Origin of the sequence: Pseudomonas sp. B34(2017) (genome assembly GCF_002112915.1) — a bacterium.
GTDB classification, from domain to species: domain Bacteria; phylum Pseudomonadota; class Gammaproteobacteria; order Pseudomonadales; family Pseudomonadaceae; genus Aquipseudomonas; species Aquipseudomonas pharyngis.
In genome coordinates this window covers 1,069,559-1,087,165 of sequence record NZ_NEJA01000001.1, presented here as the reverse complement: position 1 = coordinate 1,087,165, position 17,607 = coordinate 1,069,559, and the positions used below count along the sequence as shown (strand labels likewise).

At 58.5% G+C, this 17,607-nt stretch carries 16 protein-coding genes and 2 tRNA genes; 17 read left to right on the top strand and 1 reads right to left on the bottom strand.

Going from position 1 to position 17,607, the window contains the following annotated elements; all coding sequences use genetic code 11:
• Window positions 1-46 precede the first annotated feature (46 nt).
• Genes carB through CAF80_RS05180 form a run of 3 tightly spaced genes read left to right on the top strand, consistent with a single transcriptional unit; the run spans window position 47 to window position 4,174 of the window.
• On the top strand, window positions 47-3,268 hold the full coding sequence (carB, locus tag CAF80_RS05190; protein WP_039769162.1) for a carbamoyl-phosphate synthase large subunit: 3,222 nt from the start codon (window positions 47-49) through the stop codon (window positions 3,266-3,268).
• Entirely contained in the window at window positions 3,265-3,741 is a 477-nt protein-coding gene (greA, locus tag CAF80_RS05185; RefSeq protein WP_039769164.1) for a transcription elongation factor GreA, read from the top strand. The genes carB and greA overlap by 4 nt, the downstream gene beginning before the upstream one ends.
• Window positions 3,742-3,769: 28 nt before the next feature.
• Window positions 3,770-4,174, top strand: a complete 405-nt coding sequence (locus tag CAF80_RS05180; protein WP_039769166.1) for a hypothetical protein — start codon at window positions 3,770-3,772, stop codon at window positions 4,172-4,174.
• A 9-nt stretch (window positions 4,175-4,183) separates the two neighbouring features.
• On the opposite strand, the gene CAF80_RS05175 is transcribed toward CAF80_RS05180, so the two are convergent.
• A complete protein-coding gene (locus CAF80_RS05175) occupies window positions 4,184-4,492 on the bottom strand; it encodes a YhbY family RNA-binding protein (protein ID WP_007953753.1) in 309 nt (102 codons plus the stop codon).
• Between the two features lie 101 nt (window positions 4,493-4,593).
• Here CAF80_RS05175 and rlmE point away from each other — a divergent pair, with 101 nt between their 5' ends.
• The 14 genes from rlmE to rpsO all read left to right on the top strand — a co-directional run bounded on the left by rlmE (window position 4,594) and on the right by rpsO (window position 17,602).
• Window positions 4,594-5,223: a 23S rRNA (uridine(2552)-2'-O)-methyltransferase RlmE gene (gene rlmE / locus CAF80_RS05170; protein WP_074691910.1), complete on the top strand. Its 630-nt coding sequence runs from the start codon at window positions 4,594-4,596 to the stop codon at window positions 5,221-5,223.
• Window positions 5,224-5,425: 202 nt separating this feature from the next.
• The gene (ftsH, locus tag CAF80_RS05165) at window positions 5,426-7,333 is read left to right on the top strand and encodes an ATP-dependent zinc metalloprotease FtsH (protein WP_011332403.1); all 1,908 of its coding nucleotides are present in this window, start codon (window positions 5,426-5,428) and stop codon (window positions 7,331-7,333) included.
• Between the two features lie 8 nt (window positions 7,334-7,341).
• Window positions 7,342-8,193 (top strand): dihydropteroate synthase, encoded by an 852-nt coding sequence (gene folP, locus CAF80_RS05160; RefSeq protein WP_074691907.1) that lies wholly within the window; start codon window positions 7,342-7,344, stop codon window positions 8,191-8,193.
• A 16-nt stretch (window positions 8,194-8,209) separates the two neighbouring features.
• Window positions 8,210-9,547: a phosphoglucosamine mutase gene (gene glmM, locus CAF80_RS05155; protein ID WP_039769173.1), complete on the top strand. Its 1,338-nt coding sequence runs from the start codon at window positions 8,210-8,212 to the stop codon at window positions 9,545-9,547.
• Between the two features lie 65 nt (window positions 9,548-9,612).
• Complete coding sequence (gene tpiA, locus CAF80_RS05150; protein ID WP_007953744.1) at window positions 9,613-10,368, top strand: triose-phosphate isomerase; 756 nt, start codon at window positions 9,613-9,615, stop codon at window positions 10,366-10,368.
• Window positions 10,369-10,372: 4 nt separating this feature from the next.
• Window positions 10,373-10,756, top strand: a complete 384-nt coding sequence (secG, locus tag CAF80_RS05145; RefSeq protein WP_011332406.1) for a preprotein translocase subunit SecG — start codon at window positions 10,373-10,375, stop codon at window positions 10,754-10,756.
• Window positions 10,757-10,778: 22 nt separating this feature from the next.
• Window positions 10,779-10,864: transfer RNA gene (locus CAF80_RS05140), tRNA-Leu, on the top strand.
• A gap of 97 nt (window positions 10,865-10,961) precedes the next feature.
• Window positions 10,962-11,038, top strand: a tRNA-Met gene (locus tag CAF80_RS05135).
• A 138-nt stretch (window positions 11,039-11,176) separates the two neighbouring features.
• Window positions 11,177-11,635: a ribosome maturation factor RimP gene (rimP, locus tag CAF80_RS05130; protein ID WP_039769696.1), complete on the top strand. Its 459-nt coding sequence runs from the start codon at window positions 11,177-11,179 to the stop codon at window positions 11,633-11,635.
• Between the two features lie 47 nt (window positions 11,636-11,682).
• Window positions 11,683-13,164, top strand: coding sequence for a transcription termination factor NusA (gene nusA / locus CAF80_RS05125; RefSeq protein ID WP_003221546.1), 1,482 nt, complete (start codon window positions 11,683-11,685; stop codon window positions 13,162-13,164).
• Between the two features lie 27 nt (window positions 13,165-13,191).
• The gene (infB, locus tag CAF80_RS05120) at window positions 13,192-15,708 is read left to right on the top strand and encodes a translation initiation factor IF-2 (protein ID WP_064593340.1); all 2,517 of its coding nucleotides are present in this window, start codon (window positions 13,192-13,194) and stop codon (window positions 15,706-15,708) included.
• 159 nt (window positions 15,709-15,867) lie between these two features.
• Complete coding sequence (rbfA, locus tag CAF80_RS05115; RefSeq protein ID WP_007953741.1) at window positions 15,868-16,269, top strand: 30S ribosome-binding factor RbfA; 402 nt, start codon at window positions 15,868-15,870, stop codon at window positions 16,267-16,269.
• 4 nt (window positions 16,270-16,273) lie between these two features.
• Complete coding sequence (gene truB, locus CAF80_RS05110; protein ID WP_007953739.1) at window positions 16,274-17,191, top strand: tRNA pseudouridine(55) synthase TruB; 918 nt, start codon at window positions 16,274-16,276, stop codon at window positions 17,189-17,191.
• 141 nt (window positions 17,192-17,332) lie between these two features.
• Window positions 17,333-17,602 carry a 30S ribosomal protein S15 gene (gene rpsO, locus CAF80_RS05105; protein WP_011332409.1) on the top strand — a complete coding sequence of 90 codons (270 nt, stop codon included), beginning with the start codon at window positions 17,333-17,335 and terminating at the stop codon, window positions 17,600-17,602.
• Window positions 17,603-17,607 lie beyond the last annotated feature (5 nt).

The following is a 17,607-nucleotide window of genomic DNA, read 5'->3' as shown; positions in this document are numbered from 1 at the left end:
ATCAAGACGGCTTGCCGACTGACCTGCGGATTTGAGTGACAAACCCATGCCAAAACGTACAGACATTAAAAGCATCCTGATTCTCGGCGCTGGCCCGATCGTTATCGGCCAGGCCTGCGAATTCGACTACTCCGGCGCCCAGGCTTGCAAAGCCCTGCGCGAAGAGGGTTACCGCGTCATCCTGGTGAACTCCAACCCGGCCACCATCATGACCGACCCGGACATGGCCGACGCCACCTACATCGAGCCGATCAAGTGGCAGACCGTTGCCAAGATCATCGAAAAAGAGCGTCCGGATGCCGTGCTGCCAACCATGGGCGGCCAGACTGCTCTGAACTGCGCCCTGGACCTGGAGCGCGAAGGCGTTCTGGAGAAGTTCGGCGTAGAGATGATCGGTGCCAACGCCGACACCATCGACAAGGCTGAAGACCGTTCGCGTTTCGACAAGGCGATGAAGGCCATCGGCCTGGAATGCCCGCGTTCCGGTATCGCCCACAGCATGGAAGAAGCCAACGCGGTGCTCGAGCGCCTGGGCTTCCCGTGCATCATCCGTCCGTCCTTCACCATGGGCGGCACCGGTGGCGGTATCGCTTACAACCGTGAAGAGTTCGAAGAAATCTGCGCCCGTGGTCTGGACCTGTCGCCAACCAAGGAACTGCTGATCGACGAATCGCTGATCGGCTGGAAAGAATATGAAATGGAAGTTGTCCGCGACAAAAAGGACAACTGCATCATCGTCTGCTCGATCGAAAACTTCGACCCGATGGGCGTGCACACCGGTGACTCGATCACTGTTGCCCCGGCTCAGACCCTGACCGACAAGGAATACCAGATCCTGCGTAACGCCTCGCTGGCGGTACTGCGCGAGATCGGCGTCGAGACCGGTGGTTCCAACGTTCAGTTCGGTATCTGCCCGGACACCGGCCGCATGGTCGTGATCGAGATGAACCCGCGTGTATCCCGCTCGTCGGCTCTGGCCTCGAAAGCCACCGGTTTCCCGATCGCCAAGATCGCGGCCAAGCTGGCCGTCGGTTACACCCTCGACGAACTGCAGAACGACATCACCGGCGGCCGTACCCCGGCGTCCTTCGAGCCGTCCATCGACTATGTCGTGACCAAGCTGCCGCGCTTCGCGTTCGAGAAGTTCGCCAACGCTGACGCGCGCCTGACCACTCAGATGAAGTCGGTCGGTGAAGTCATGGCCATCGGCCGTACCTTCCAGGAATCCCTGCAGAAAGCCCTGCGCGGTCTGGAAGTGGGTGTTTGCGGTCTGGACGAGAAAGTCGACCTGAGCAACCCGGAAAGCATGAGCGTGCTCAAGCGCGAACTGACCGTGCCGGGCGCCGAGCGTATCTGGTACGTGGCGGACGCTTTCCGCGCCGGCATGACCGTCGAAGAAATCTTCGGCATGAACATGATCGATCCGTGGTTCCTGGTGCAGATCGAAGATCTGATCAAGGACGAAGAGAAGGTCAAGACCCTCGGTCTGTCCGCTATCGACCGCGATCTGATGTACAAGCTCAAGCGCAAGGGTTTCTCCGACCAGCGTCTGGCCAAGCTGCTGGGCGTCACCGAGAAGAACCTGCGTACTCACCGCCACAAGCTGGAAGTGTTCCCGGTTTACAAGCGCGTCGACACCTGCGCGGCCGAGTTCGCCACCGACACCGCCTACCTGTACTCGACCTACGAGGAAGAGTGCGAAGCCGCGCCGTCCGGTCGTGACAAGATCATCATCCTCGGCGGTGGCCCGAACCGTATCGGTCAGGGCATCGAGTTCGACTACTGCTGCGTACACGCGGCACTGGCGCTGCGCGATGACGGTTACGAGACCATCATGGTCAACTGCAACCCCGAAACCGTTTCCACTGACTACGACACTTCCGATCGTCTGTACTTCGAACCAGTGACCCTGGAAGACGTGCTGGAAATCTGCCGCGTCGAGAAGCCGAAAGGCGTGATTGTCCAGTACGGCGGCCAGACGCCTCTGAAGCTGGCTCGTGCTCTGGAAGCGGCCGGCGTGCCGATCATCGGCACCAGCCCTGACGCCATCGACCGTGCCGAAGACCGTGAGCGCTTCCAGCAAATGGTTGAGCGCCTGAACCTGCGTCAGCCGCCAAATGCCACCGTGCGCAGCGAAGACGAAGCCGTTCGCGCTGCCGCGAAGATCGGTTACCCGCTGGTGGTGCGTCCGTCCTACGTACTGGGCGGCCGGGCGATGGAAATCGTCTACAAGGAAGAAGAACTCAAGCGTTACCTGCGTGACGCGGTTCAAGTGTCGAACGACAGCCCGGTGCTGCTCGACCACTTCCTCAACTGCGCCATCGAGATGGACGTGGATGCGGTCTGCGACGGCAAGGACGTGGTGATCGGCGCGATCATGCAGCACATCGAACAGGCGGGCGTTCACTCCGGTGACTCCGCGTGCTCGCTGCCGCCGTACTCGCTGCCGGCGCACATCCAGGACGAGATGCGCGAACAGGTCAAGAAAATGGCCCTGGAGCTGGGCGTGGTCGGCCTGATGAACGTTCAGTTGGCGCTGCAAGGCGAGGACATCTACGTCATCGAAGTCAACCCGCGTGCTTCCCGTACCGTACCGTTCGTGTCGAAGTGCATCGGTATTTCCCTGGCAATGGTCGCGGCTCGCGTGATGGCCGGTAAAACCCTGAAGGAAATCGGCTTCACCAAGGAAATCATCCCGAACTTCTACAGCGTGAAAGAGGCGGTATTCCCGTTCGCCAAGTTCCCTGGCGTTGACCCGATCCTCGGCCCAGAGATGAAGTCCACCGGTGAAGTGATGGGCGTCGGCGACACCTTCGGCGAAGCCTTTGCCAAAGCCCAGATGGGCGCCAGCGAAGTGCTGCCGACCGGCGGTACCGCATTCATCAGCGTGCGCGACGATGACAAGCCACTGGTTGCAGGCGTGGCCCGTGATCTGATCAACTTGGGCTTCGAAGTCGTCGCCACTGCCGGCACTGCCAAGCTGATCGAAGCCGCAGGTCTGAAAGTGCGTCGCGTGAACAAGGTGACCGAGGGTCGTCCGCACGTGGTCGACATGATCAAGAATGACGAAGTCACCCTGATCATCAACACCACCGAAGGTCGTCAGTCGATCGCCGATTCCTATTCCATTCGCCGTAACGCCTTGCAGCACAAGATTTACTGCACAACCACCATTGCTGCTGGCGAAGCTATCTGCGAAGCGCTGAAGTTCGGTCCCGAGAAGACCGTACGCCGCTTGCAGGATCTACACGCAGGATTGAAGGCATGAATAAATACCCAATGACCGTCCAGGGCTCCAAGGCCCTGGAAGAAGAGCATGCTCACCTGACCAAGGTCGTTCGTCCGAAGCTCAGCCAGGACATCGGTACGGCCCGCGAGTTGGGTGATTTGAAAGAAAACGCTGAATACCATGCTGCGCGCGAACAGCAAGGCATGGTCGAGGCGCGGATCCGTGACATCGAAGGTCGCCTGCAGAATGCGGTGATCATTGACGTGACGACCATTCCGCACACCGGCAAAGTGATTTTCGGCACTACCGTCGAAATCGCCAACGTCGAGACTGATGAAAGCGTGACTTACCAGATCGTGGGTGAGGATGAGGCGGACATCAAACTCGGCAAGATTTCGGTCGGCTCGCCGATCGCTCGCGCCTTGATTGCCAAGGAAGAGGGCGATACGGTCGTCGTGAAAACGCCAGGTGGCGATATCGAGTACGAGATTGTCAAAGTCCTTCACATCTGAGGGTGGGCGCCCGCTGCATGCGGGCGCGATGCTCTGGCAACTGGCCCAGATGTTGTGGGTCGGTGGCCTGTGGTTGGTACATCTCGGTCTGCGGCCGGTGCTGGGTCAAATTGGCCTGGCTCCGCTGCTGATCGATGAGGTTGCAAGTACGTTTGAAGTGGCGGTGGTGGGTTTTGCCGTCGCGTGCGTGATATTTCAGGCTTTGGTGCTGATACAGACCGAGGGCCTTGCCAGTCTATGGCGGGATTTTCGCGGGCAGGTGTTGCTGATGGCGTTGTATGCGTGTGCGATGTTTGTCGCAGTGCGTGTCGGCTGGCCAGATGCGCAGCGCTGGCAGGTGTTCAGCTTTCTAGTATTGGGTTTTTCCGGATTGGTGCTGGTATTGCAGCCGGTGCCGGGATGGAGTGGCAGGGTGCGCGAAGCACACCCTTGACCCTTGCCATCACTTGAAGCGATGGACGTTCGACAGCTGCTTGTTGACGCTGAAGTTCTTGCGGTAAATCAGTGCCATCTTGCCGATGACTTGAACCAGATCGGCCTTGCCGGTCTTGCACAGCTCTGCAACGGACGCCAGGCGCGCCTCGCGATCGAGGATGTTGAGCTTGATCTTGATCAGCTCGTGATCTGCCAATGCGCGTTCGAGTTCGGCTAAAACACCCTCAGTCAAACCGTTGTCAGCCACAGTCAGAACTGGTTTCAGGTGGTGGCCAATGGATTTGTACTGTTTCTTCTGCTCTGGAGTGAGCGGCATAATCTGACCCTTTCGTCTGGATTCTGTAAAATGGCGGCCATTTTACCCGAGGGCTCGTGGATCCGCCCAATTAATCACGACCCTAATCAACGAGGTGCCCAATGGCGCGTTCCAAGACAAGCCTTGGTTGGCTGAAAAGACATGTCAATGATCCCTATGTGAAGCAAGCGCAGAAGGATGGCTACCGCTCGCGTGCGAGTTACAAGCTTCTGGAGATCCAGGAGAAATACAAACTGATCCGTCCGGGCATGAACGTCGTCGACCTCGGCGCGACGCCTGGCGGCTGGTCGCAGGTCACCAGCCGCCTGATCGGTGGTCAGGGGCGACTGATCGCCTCGGACATCCTGGAAATGGACAGCATTCCGGACGTGACTTTCATCCAGGGTGACTTCACCGAGGATGCAGTGCTCGCTCAGATCCTTGAGGCTGTGGGTAATTCGCAGGTGGACCTTGTGATTTCCGATATGGCCCCCAATATGAGTGGTACGCCTGAAGTGGATATGCCAAAAGCCATGTTTCTTTGCGAGCTGGCGCTTGATCTGGCGGAACGGATCCTCAAGCCGGGTGGCAATTTCGTGATCAAGATTTTTCAGGGCGAAGGGTTCGATGTTTACCTGAAGGATGCTCGCAAGAAGTTCGACAAGATCCAGATGATCAAGCCGGACTCCTCTCGTGGCAGCTCTCGCGAGCAGTACATGCTGGCTTGGGGCTACCGCGGTCGTAGCGAGTAAAACGAGGTTTTTTGGCGGGGTGATAGGTTTTTCGTATTTCGCCCCGCGCGCATAAGCGAATATTGTGTAGAAAGTGTTTCACAAAGGGTTACAGACGGCGCCTGCCAGAGCTGTAGGTAATGTAGTAAGTTAGGCCGGTGAATATCATGCGAAGCGCGCGCCAGTAGCGGAGCTTGCTTCAGAGGGTAGTTAATTGAACGATATGGCAAAGAATCTGATCCTGTGGTTGATCATCGCGGCAGTCCTGGTGACGGTGATGAACAACTTCTCCAGCCCTAACGAGCCGCAGACCCTCAACTATTCCGACTTCATCCAGCAGGTCAAGGATGGCAAGGTCGAGCGCGTGGCCGTCGACGGCTACGTGATTACCGGCAAGCGCAACGACGGCGACAGCTTCAAGACCATTCGTCCGGCAATTCAGGACAATGGCCTGATCGGCGACCTGGTCGACAACCACGTCGTGGTCGAAGGCAAGCAGCCTGAGCAGCAAAGTATCTGGACCCAGCTTCTGGTGGCCAGCTTCCCGATCCTGGTGATCATCGCGGTGTTCATGTTCTTCATGCGCCAGATGCAGGGCGGCGCGGGCGGCAAGGGCGGGCCGATGAGCTTCGGCAAGAGCAAGGCGCGTCTGCTGTCCGAGGATCAGGTGAAAACCACTTTGGCTGACGTTGCCGGTTGCGACGAAGCCAAGGAAGAGGTTGGCGAGCTGGTCGAATTCCTCCGTGATCCGGGCAAGTTCCAGCGCCTGGGCGGCCGCATTCCTCGCGGCGTGCTGATGGTTGGTCCTCCGGGCACCGGTAAGACCTTGCTGGCCAAGGCGATTGCCGGCGAAGCCAAGGTCCCGTTCTTCACCATTTCCGGTTCTGACTTCGTCGAAATGTTCGTCGGTGTTGGTGCGAGCCGTGTTCGTGACATGTTCGAACAGGCCAAGAAGCACGCTCCATGCATTATCTTCATCGACGAGATTGACGCCGTTGGTCGCCATCGTGGCGCCGGTATGGGCGGCGGTCACGACGAGCGCGAACAGACTCTCAACCAGTTGCTGGTGGAGATGGACGGTTTCGAAATGAATGACGGCATCATCGTCATCGCCGCGACCAACCGTCCTGACGTGCTGGACCCTGCTTTGCTGCGTCCGGGTCGTTTCGACCGTCAGGTGGTGGTCGGCTTGCCGGACATCCGTGGTCGCGAGCAGATCCTCAAGGTTCACATGCGTAAAGTGCCGATGGGTGATGACGTTGCTCCGGCTGTTATCGCACGTGGTACTCCGGGTTTCTCCGGCGCCGACCTGGCAAACCTGGTCAACGAGGCTTCGCTGTTTGCTGCCCGTGCCGGCAAGCGCATCGTCGAAATGAAAGAATTCGAACTGGCCAAAGACAAGATCATGATGGGCGCCGAGCGCAAATCCATGGTCATGTCGGAGAAGGAAAAACAGAACACCGCTTATCACGAAGCAGGCCACGCCATTGTTGGTCGTGTCGTGCCCGAGCATGATCCGGTCTACAAGGTGTCGATCATTCCGCGCGGTCGTGCACTCGGTGTGACCATGTTCCTGCCGGAAGAAGATCGCTACAGCCTGTCCAAGCGTGCGCTGATCAGTCAGATCTGCTCGCTGTACGGCGGCCGTATTGCCGAAGAGATGACTTTGGGCTTTGACGGTGTAACCACGGGTGCCTCCAACGACATCATGCGTGCGAGTCAGATTGCGCGGAATATGGTGACCAAGTGGGGGCTGTCGGAAAAACTCGGTCCGTTGATGTACGCAGAAGAAGAGGGTGAAGTATTCCTCGGTCGCGGCGGTGGCGGTCAGAATGCCAGCTTCTCCGGTGAGACAGCCAAGCTGATCGACTCCGAAGTGCGCAGCATCATTGATCAGTGCTACGGCACGGCCAAGCAGATCCTCACGGACAACCGCGACAAGCTCGATGCCATGGCGGATGCGCTGATGAAGTACGAGACGATCGATGCCGAGCAGATCGACGACATCATGGCCGGTCGTACACCTCGCGAGCCTCGCGATTGGTCGGGTGGCACCGGTACTGGCACGCCACCTGTCATTCAGGGCGAGCGTCCGGAAACACCGATTGGCGGTCCGGCTGCCGACGTTTAAGGTTTGAAATGACTTCTGTACAGTCCCTGACCCGGTTGCCTTGCGGCAACCGGGTTCTTGATTTGGCCCGGACGCATGTCATGGGCATTCTCAATGTCACTCCTGATTCTTTTTCCGACGGTGGCCGATACAGCCAGCTCGACGCGGCCTTGCGTCATGCCGAAGCCATGGTTGCGGCGGGTGCAACGCTGATCGATGTGGGCGGCGAGTCGACCCGCCCGGGCGCGCGGGCGGTTTCTCCGTTGGAGGAGCTGGAGCGCGTAGCTCCCGTCGTCGAGCTTATAAATCGCGAACTGGATGTGGTCATATCGGTCGATACGTCCACTCCGGCGGTCATGCGCGAAACGGCGCGTTTGGGTGCTGGCTTGATCAACGACGTTCGTTCGCTACGGCGGGATGGCGCGCTTGATGCGGCGGCGGCCACGGGATTGCCCGTGTGCCTGATGCACATGCTCGGCGAGCCTGGCGACATGCAGGATGATCCGCGTTATCAGGATGTCACCCGGGAAGTGGGTGAGTTTCTTGCCGAACGCATGGCCCAGTGCGAGGAGGCAGGCATTCCGGCCGAGCGGATCATTCTTGATCCGGGCTTCGGCTTCGCCAAAACCCTGCAGCACAATCTAAGCTTGTTCAAGCATATGGAAGCCCTGCATGCGTTGGGGCGGCCGCTATTGGTGGGCGTTTCGCGCAAAAGCATGATCGGCCATGCATTGAATCGCCCTGTGGGTGAGCGTCTGTATGGCGGTTTGGCACTGGCTGCACTGGCATCGGTGAAAGGTGCGCGTATATTGCGCGTCCATGATGTGGCAGAAACGGTGGACGTGGTGCGAATGCTCGCAGCCGTGGAATCAGCCGAATAAGAATGATGGAGCACTTATGAGCAAGAAATATTTTGGTACCGACGGGATTCGTGGTCGCGTCGGGGAATACCCGATCACTCCGGACTTCATGCTCAAGCTCGGCTGGGCTGCCGGTATGGCCTTTCGCAAGATGGGGGCCTGCAAGGTACTGGTCGGCAAGGACACGCGAATTTCCGGCTACATGTTTGAATCGGCCCTTGAGGCTGGTCTGACATCTGCGGGCGCCGATGTAATGCTGCTCGGTCCGATGCCGACTCCGGCCATCGCCTACCTGTCGCGTACATTCCAGGCTGAGGCCGGAATCGTGATCAGTGCATCGCACAATCCGCATGACGATAACGGCATCAAGTTTTTCTCCGGCAAAGGCACCAAGCTGCCCGATGAGCTGGAACTGATGATCGAGGAATTGCTAGATACGCCAATGACTGTTGTAGAGTCGAGCAAGATTGGCAAGGTGTCGCGAATCAATGATGCGTCCGGTCGCTATATCGAGTTTTGCAAGAGCTCTGTGCCGACCGGCACCAGTTTTTCCGGACTGAAGATTGTCATCGACTGCGCGCACGGAGCTACCTACAAGGTCGCGCCGAGCGTATTCCGTGAGCTGGGTGCCGAAGTTGTGGTTCTGTCCGCGCAGCCCAATGGTCTGAATATCAACGACAACTGTGGCTCCACGCACATGGGGCAATTGCAGGCGGCGGTGTTGTCCGAGCATGCGGATCTGGGTATCGCCTTCGACGGTGATGGTGATCGGGTGCTGATGGTCGACCACACCGGGGCGATAGTCGATGGTGACGAGCTGATTTTCATCATCGCGCGCGATCTGCATGAGCGAGGCAAATTGCAGGGCGGTGTGGTCGGTACGCTGATGAGCAATCTGGGCCTGGAGTTGGCTCTGGCGGATCTGGGTATTCCTTTTGTGCGTGCAAATGTCGGCGACCGCTATGTGATTGCCGAGTTGCTGGAGCGCGATTGGCTGGTCGGGGGCGAGAACTCCGGACATGTCGTTTGCTTCAATCACACGACGACTGGCGATGCGATCATTGCGGCGTTGCAGGTGCTGATGGCGTTGAAAACACGCAACGAAGGTCTGGCGCAAACTCGTCAGGCCCTGCGTAAGTGTCCTCAAGTGCTGATCAACGTGCGCTTCGGCGGTGGCGACAGCCCGCTGGAGCACCCGGCTGTCAAGGAGGCGAGCGCACGCGTAACCCAGGCTATGGCGGGGCGCGGGCGTGTGCTTTTGCGCAAGTCCGGGACAGAGCCTCTGGTACGTGTGATGGTCGAAGGCGAGGACGAAATCCAGGTTCGTGGCTATGCCGAAGAACTGGCAAAACTGGTAACTGAAGTTTCTGCCTGATTCGGCTTGCCAGCCATGATTGTGTTGGGTAACATCTGCGCCCACTTTGACCGACGAGGTACAGCATGCGTCGCCCTATGGTAGCTGGTAACTGGAAGATGCACGGTACCCGCGCCAGCGTCGCTGAGCTGATCAACGGCCTTCGTCATCTGGCCTTGCCAAGCGGTGTTGATGTCGCGGTATTCCCGCCTTGCTTGTATATCAATCAAGTGATTGATGGCTTGAAAGGCAAATCGATTTCGGTCGGTGCGCAGAATTCTGCGGTGGAGTCCATGCAAGGTGCATTGACGGGCGAGATTGCGCCGAGTCAGTTGGTGGATGCAGGTTGTTCCCTGGTGCTTGTCGGGCACTCCGAACGCCGCCAGATCATGGGCGAGCGAGACGGAATGCTGAATCGCAAGTTCGCAGCGGCACAGGCATGTGGCTTGATTCCGGTGTTGTGTGTAGGGGAGACCCTGGAGCAGCGCGAAGCCGGAAAGACTCTTGAGGTTGTCGGGCGTCAGCTAGGCAGTATCATCGAGGAGCTGGGTGTCGGTGCTTTTGCCAACGCAGTGATCGCTTACGAGCCGGTCTGGGCGATTGGTACCGGGCTGACTGCAACGCCGCAACAGGCTCAGGATGTGCATAAAGCCATTCGCGAGCAGTTGGCGGCAGAGAATTCTGAAGTGGCACGAGGTGTGCGGCTTCTATACGGCGGCAGCGTGAAGGCGGCCAATGCGGTCGAACTGTTCGGCATGCCGGATATCGATGGGGGGCTCATTGGTGGAGCTTCCCTGAATGCAGATGAGTTCGGTGCGATTTGTCGCGCCGCGGGAAACTGAAAAAATGCTGGAAACAGTCGTAGTCGTTTTTCATCTGCTGGGTGCATTGGGCGTAGTTGCTCTGGTTTTGCTGCAGCAGGGTAAAGGTGCGGACGCTGGCGCGTCTTTCGGAGCAGGTGCTTCAAATACTGTGTTCGGAAGCCAAGGTTCCTCTACCTTTCTTAGTAAGTTTACTGCTATACTTGCCGCCGGTTTCTTCATAACCAGCTTGGGGTTAGGATACTTTGCTAAAGAGAAGGCTCATCAGCTGACTCAAGCAGGTTTGCCAAACCCGGCAGTGTTGGAAGTTCCAAAGCAACAGCCGGCTTCTGATGATGTCCCGGTGCTTCAAGAGCAAAAGTCGGCTACTCCAGCGACTGACGTACCTCCAGCTCAAGAGCAGAAGTAAGAAGGGTTTCAAACGTAGTATTGCCGAGGTGGTGGAATTGGTAGACACGCAACCTTGAGGTGGTTGTGCCCATAGGGTGTAGGGGTTCGAGTCCCCTTCTCGGTACCAATTAGTCAGGAGAGCCCGCTGTTGCGGGCTTTCTTGCAGGTGGAAGGTTACATTGACCCTAAAAGGGATCGGTCGTATACTTCCGCCCCAGCTTTGTCGCGGGGTGGAGCAGTCTGGTAGCTCGTCGGGCTCATAACCCGAAGGTCGTCGGTTCAAATCCGGCCCCCGCAACCAGTTTAAGGAGCCCCTTTTAAGGGGCTTTTTGTTAGCTGGACACTTTCAACGCCGCTGTTCGACGGCGTTTCAAGGATGGGCGTTTCGCCCATTTTTTTATTTTGCATAGCATGCACATACATGCACGAGGGGGTTCAGGTGTCGAGCAAGCTAGAAGAGTTGCAGGCCTTGCTGGCCCCGGTGGTCGTGGCCCTAGGCTATGAATGCTGGGGTATTGAGTTTTCGGCTCAAGGTCGCCACTCAATGTTGCGCGTTTATATCGATAAGGAAGGCGGCGTACTGGTGGACGATTGTGCCATCGTCAGCCGTCAGATCAGCGGTGTGCTGGATGTTGAAGATCCGATCTCCGTTGAATACACCCTTGAAGTTTCCTCGCCAGGCATGGAACGCCCACTGTTCACTCTTGAGCAGTTTGCCAAATATGTCGGTGAACAAGTGAAGATCAAGCTGCGCTCGCCTTTTGAAGGTCGACGCAACTTTCAGGGCCTTCTGCGCGGTGTAGAAGAGCAGGACGTCGTGGTGCAGGTAGATGACCATGAGTTCCTGTTGCCGATCGATATGATCGACAAGGCCAACATTATTCCCAGTTTTGACTGAGACGCGGATCCCGCGGATCCAATGGCTTGCGAAAGGCGAGGCGTACGATGAGCAAAGAAGTACTGCTGGTTGTTGAGTCGGTATCCAATGAAAAGGGTGTACCGGCAAGCGTGATTTTTGAAGCGCTGGAGCTGGCTCTGGCCACTGCTACCAAAAAGCGTTTTGAAGACGAAGTTGATCTGCGTGTGGAAATCAATCGCCACACCGGTTCTTACGAAACTTTCCGTCGCTGGACGGTCGTCGAAGAGAATGATCTCGATGATCCGGCTATCGAAACCTGGCCTAGCAAGGTTGCTGAAACGCATCCTGGCGCCAAGGTTGGCGACGTCGTTGAAGAAAAGATCGAGTCCATCGAGTTCGGCCGCATCGCTGCGCAGACCGCCAAGCAGGTCATCGTGCAGAAAGTGCGCGAAGCCGAGCGCGCTCAAGTGGTTGACGCTTATCGCGAGCGCCTGGGAGAAATCATCTCCGGCACCGTGAAGAAAGTGACCCGCGACAACGTGATCGTCGACCTGGGTAATAACGCTGAAGCGTTGCTGGCCCGTGAAGACATCATTTCTCGCGAAACCTTCCGTGTTGGCGTGCGTCTGCGTGCGCTGCTCAAGGAAATCCGCACCGAGAACCGCGGCCCTCAGCTGATCCTGTCGCGTACCGCGCCGGAAATGCTGATCGAGCTGTTCCGTATCGAAGTGCCGGAAATCGCTGAAGGTCTGATCGAAGTCATGGCCGCTTCCCGTGATCCGGGTTCGCGCGCCAAGATCGCTGTCCGCTCCAAGGACAAACGCATCGACCCGCAAGGCGCGTGCATCGGTATGCGCGGTTCGCGCGTCCAGGCCGTGTCGGGCGAGTTGGGTGGCGAGCGTGTCGATATCGTCCTGTGGGACGACAACCCGGCACAGTTCGTGATCAATGCCATGTCGCCGGCAGAAGTGGCGGCCATCATCGTTGACGAAGATGCCCATGCCATGGACATCGCCGTTGGCGCAGACAATCTGGCTCAGGCCATCGGTCGTGGTGGTCAGAACGTGCGTCTGGCGAGCCAGCTGACTGGCTGGACCCTGAACGTGATGACCGAATCGGACATCCAGGCTAAGCAACAAGCGGAAACCGGCGACATCCTGCGCAACTTCATCGACGAGCTGGAAGTCGACGAAGAACTGGCTCAGGTGCTGGTAGACGAAGGCTTCACCAGCCTGGAAGAGATTGCCTACGTACCGTTGGAAGAAATGCTCAACATCGACGGCTTTGACGAAGACATCGTCAACGAGCTTCGCGCTCGTGCCAAGGATCGCTTGTTGACCAAAGCCATCGCTACTGAGGAAAAGCTGGCAGACGCCCATCCGGCCGAAGACCTGCTCTCGCTTGAGGGTATGGACAAGGATTTGGCGATGGAACTGGCGGTGCGCGGCGTAATTACCCGCGAAGACCTGGCCGAGCAGTCTATTGACGATCTGCTCGACATCGACGGCATTGACGATGATCGTGCCGGCAAGTTGATCATGGCCGCCCGAGCCCACTGGTTCGAGTAATTAGGCGCGGCCTGAGGAGAGAAGTGCATGACGCAAGTCACGGTGAAACAACTGGCCGATGAGGTCAAAACACCGGTAGAGCGCCTGTTGCAGCAGATGCGTGAGGCAGGTCTGCCGCACACCGCCGCCGAAGAAAATGTGACTGACAGTGAGAAGCAATCCCTGCTGACCCACTTGAAAAGCAGCCACAAGGCGAAAGTGGAAGAACCACGCAAGATCACGCTGCAGCGTAAAACCACCAGCACCCTGCGTGTGGCTGGCAGCAAAAGCATCAGCGTTGAAGTCCGCAAGAAGAAAGTTTTCGTACAGCGTAGCCCGGAAGAAATCGAAGCCGAGCGCAAGCGTGAACTGGATGAACGTCGCGCAGTAGAAAATGCTGCCCGTCAGAAGGCTGAAGAAGAAGCCCGCGTTCGCGCCGAAGAAGAAGCGCGTCGCCAGCCTGCTGCGCCGTCCGCTCCTGCCGAAGCCGTCGCTGCCCCTGCTCCAGTGGCCGAACCAGTGCGCGAAGCTGCGCCGGTTGTGGCTGCTGCGCCAGCTGCCGACACTCGCAAGCGTGACGAACAGCGCCGTCCGGACAAACCACGTGCTGACGACAACAACCGTCGTGGCGGTGGTGATGGCGAGCGCAAAAACGCTCCGCATCGCGCATCGGTCAAGGAAAAGGCTCCGGCTCCACGTGTGGCGCCACGCACTACCGACGAAGAAAGCGATGGCTTCCGTCGCGGCGGTCGCGGCAAGGCCAAGCTGAAGAAACGCAACGCCCACGGTTTCCAGAGCCCGACCGGCCCTGTCGTGCGTGAAGTGAAGATCGGCGAAACCATCACTGTTGGCGATCTCGCCCAGCAGATGTCGGTCAAGGCTGCCGAAATCATCAAATTCATGTTCAAGCTGGGCACCCCGGCCACCATCAACCAGGTACTGGATCAGGAAACTGCCCAGCTGGTCGCAGAAGAACTGGGCCACAAAGTGACCCTGGTCAGCGACACCGCCCTGGAAGATTCCCTGGCCGAGTCCCTGAAGTTCGAAGGTGAAGCGGTTCCTCGTGCGCCGGTCGTGACCGTAATGGGTCACGTTGACCACGGTAAGACCTCGCTGCTCGACTACATCCGTCGTGCCAAGGTAGCTGCTGGCGAAGCCGGCGGTATCACCCAGCACATCGGTGCATACCACGTTGAAACCGAACGCGGCATGGTCACCTTCCTCGACACCCCTGGTCACGCCGCGTTTACCGCCATGCGTGCCCGTGGTGCCAAGGCGACCGACATCGTGATCCTGGTGGTTGCGGCGGACGACGGCGTGATGCCACAAACCATCGAAGCCGTTCAGCACGCTGTTGCTGCCGGCGTTCCGCTGGTGGTTGCGGTGAACAAGATCGACAAGCCGGGTGCTGATCTCGATCGCATCCGCAGCGAACTGTCGGCTCACGGCGTGACCTCTGAAGACTGGGGTGGCGACACTCCATTCGTGCCGGTTTCGGCGAAGATGGGTACCGGCGTCGACGAGCTGCTTGAAGCTGTATTGCTGCAGGCTGAAGTTCTCGAGCTGACCGCCACTCCTTCGGCTCCTGGCCGCGGTGTCGTGGTTGAATCGCGTCTCGACAAGGGCCGTGGCCCGGTGGCGACCGTTCTGGTTCAGGACGGTACGCTGCGTCAAGGCGACATGGTGCTGGTCGGCTCGAACTATGGCCGCGTGCGCGCCATGCTCGACGAGAACGGCAAGCCGATCAAGGAAGCGGGTCCGGCCATTCCGGTCGAGATCCTCGGCCTGGACGGTACGCCTGACGCCGGCGACGAAATGAGCGTGGTTGCCGACGAGAAGAAAGCCCGTGAAGTGGCTCTGTTCCGTCAAGGCAAGTTCCGCGAAGTCAAACTGGCTCGCGCTCACGCCGGCAAGCTGGAAAACATCTTCGAAAGCATGGGCCAGGAAGAGAAGAAGACGCTCAACATCGTCCTCAAATCCGACGTCCGTGGTTCGCTGGAAGCCTTGCAGGGCGCTCTGAACGGCCTGGGCAACGACGAAGTGCAAGTGCGCGTGGTCGGTGGCGGTGTCGGTGGTATCACCGAATCCGACGCCAACCTGGCACTGGCTTCCAACGCTGTACTGTTCGGCTTCAACGTGCGTGCCGATGCCGGCGCCCGGAAGATCGTCGAGCAGGAAGGTCTGGACATGCGTTACTACAACGTGATCTACGACATCATCGAAGACGTCAAGAAAGCCCTGACCGGTATGCTTGGCAGCGACGTTCGCGAGAACATCCTCGGTGTGGCCGAAGTCCGTGACGTGTTCCGTTCGCCGAAGTTTGGCGCGATCGCTGGTTGCATGGTGATCGAAGGTGTTGTGCACCGTAACCGTCCGATCCGTGTACTGCGTGAAGATATCGTGATCTTCGAAGGCGAGCTGGAATCCCTGCGCCGCTTCAAGGATGACGCTTCCGAAGTACGTGCCGGCATGGAATGCGGTATCGGCGTGAAGAGCTACAACGACGTCAAAGTCGGCGACAAGATCGAAGTCTTCGAGAAGGTTCAGGTTGCTCGCAGCCTCTGACTCGCGCACTTCAAGGGCCACGTCGGGCCGCCGCATGCAAGTGCGCGGCACGGCGTCAGGACTCTAAACGCAACGCCCGGTCTGGCTTTTGTCAGGCCGGGCGTTTGCCGCTTTCAGACCTTGCGGGTTTCACCGCAGGGCAGTAACAGGTAACAAATCATGGCAAAAGAATACAGCCGTACCCAACGTATCGGCGATCAGATGCAGCGTGAGCTGGCCCAGCTGATCCGTCGTGAAGTCAAAGACCCGCGCGTCGGCCTGGTCACCATTACCGCTGTGGAAGTCAGCCGTGACGTCGGTCACGCGAAGATCTTCATCACCGTGATGGGGCAGGACAACGCCGAAGACATCGCGCAAAGCATCAAGGTGCTCAACGCTGCCGCCGGTTTCCTGCGCATGCAGCTGGCCCGCGAAATGAAGCTACGCAGCGTGCCGCAATTGCACTTCCACTACGACGAAAGCGTCGTGCGGGGTGCGCACCTGTCGGCCCTGATCGAGCGCGCCGTGGCTGAGGACAATCAGCACGTGGCTGCGGCAGAACCCGAAGACACCAAGGAGTAACTCGGTGGCTCAGGTCAAACGTATCCGTCGTAACGTCAGCGGCATCATCCTGCTCGACAAGCCGCTGGGGTTCACCTCCAACGCCGCGTTGCAGAAGGTCCGCTGGTTGCTCAACGCCGAGAAGGCCGGTCACACCGGCAGTCTCGATCCCCTGGCCACCGGCGTTCTGCCGCTGTGCTTTGGCGAGGCGACCAAGTTCTCGCAGTACCTGCTCGATTCCGACAAGGGTTACGAAACCCTGGCGCAACTGGGCAAGACCACCACCACGGCAGACGCCGAAGGCGAGGTTTTGCAGGAGCGTCCGGTGACCGTTGGTCAGGCCGACATTGAAGCGGTTCTGCCGAAATTTCGCGGGCAAATCAGTCAGATACCGCCGATGTACTCCGCTCTCAAGCGTGATGGCCAGCCGCTGTACAAGTTGGCCCGTGCAGGCGAAGTAGTGGAGCGCGAACCGCGTTCTGTTACTATTGCGCGCTTGGAATTGCTGGCCTTCGAAGGCGATACTGCGCGACTCGCGGTGGATTGCAGCAAGGGCACCTATATTCGCACCCTGGTGGAGGATATCGGTGAGCAACTCGGTTGTGGTGCGTACGTCGCTGAATTGCGCCGTACCCAGGCCGGGCCTTTCACCCTGGCGCAGACCGTGACCCTCGAAGAGCTGGAAGCGGTACATGCCGAAGGCGGCAACGAAGCGGTCGACCGCTTCCTGATGCCATCGGACAGCGGCCTGCAGGATTGGCCGTTGCTGCAGTTCTCGGAAGCGAGCGCGTTCTACTGGCTCAACGGCCAGCCGGTACGTGCCCCGGATGCTCCGAAGTTCGGCATGGTGCGGGTACAGGATCACAATGGTCGCTTCATCGGTATCGGTGAAGTGAGCGAAGACGGGCGCATCGCGCCGCGTCGACTGATTCGGTCAGAATGACCGGAAACCGGTCTGTGTAACAGCAGGCCGGCGAGTGTGGCTGTCAACAGGCACGGTCACTACTCATTTATAGATACAGGGATTTGTCCCTGGCCTGTTGAAACCGTTTTTGAAACGGTTTCCTGATAAAAGGATTGCCTCATGGCTCTCGACGTTCAAGAAAAAGCTCAAATCGTTGCCGACTACCAGCAAGCTGTTGGTGACACTGGTTCGCCAGAAGTGCAAGTTGCACTGCTGACCGCCAACATCAACAAACTGCAAGGTCACTTCAAGGCCAACGGTAAAGACCACCACTCCCGTCGTGGTCTGATCCGCATGGTTAACCAGCGTCGCAAGCTGCTGGACTACCTGAAAGGCAAGGACGTGAGCCGTTACAGCGCTCTGATCGCTCGCCTGGGTCTGCGTCGCTAATCAGC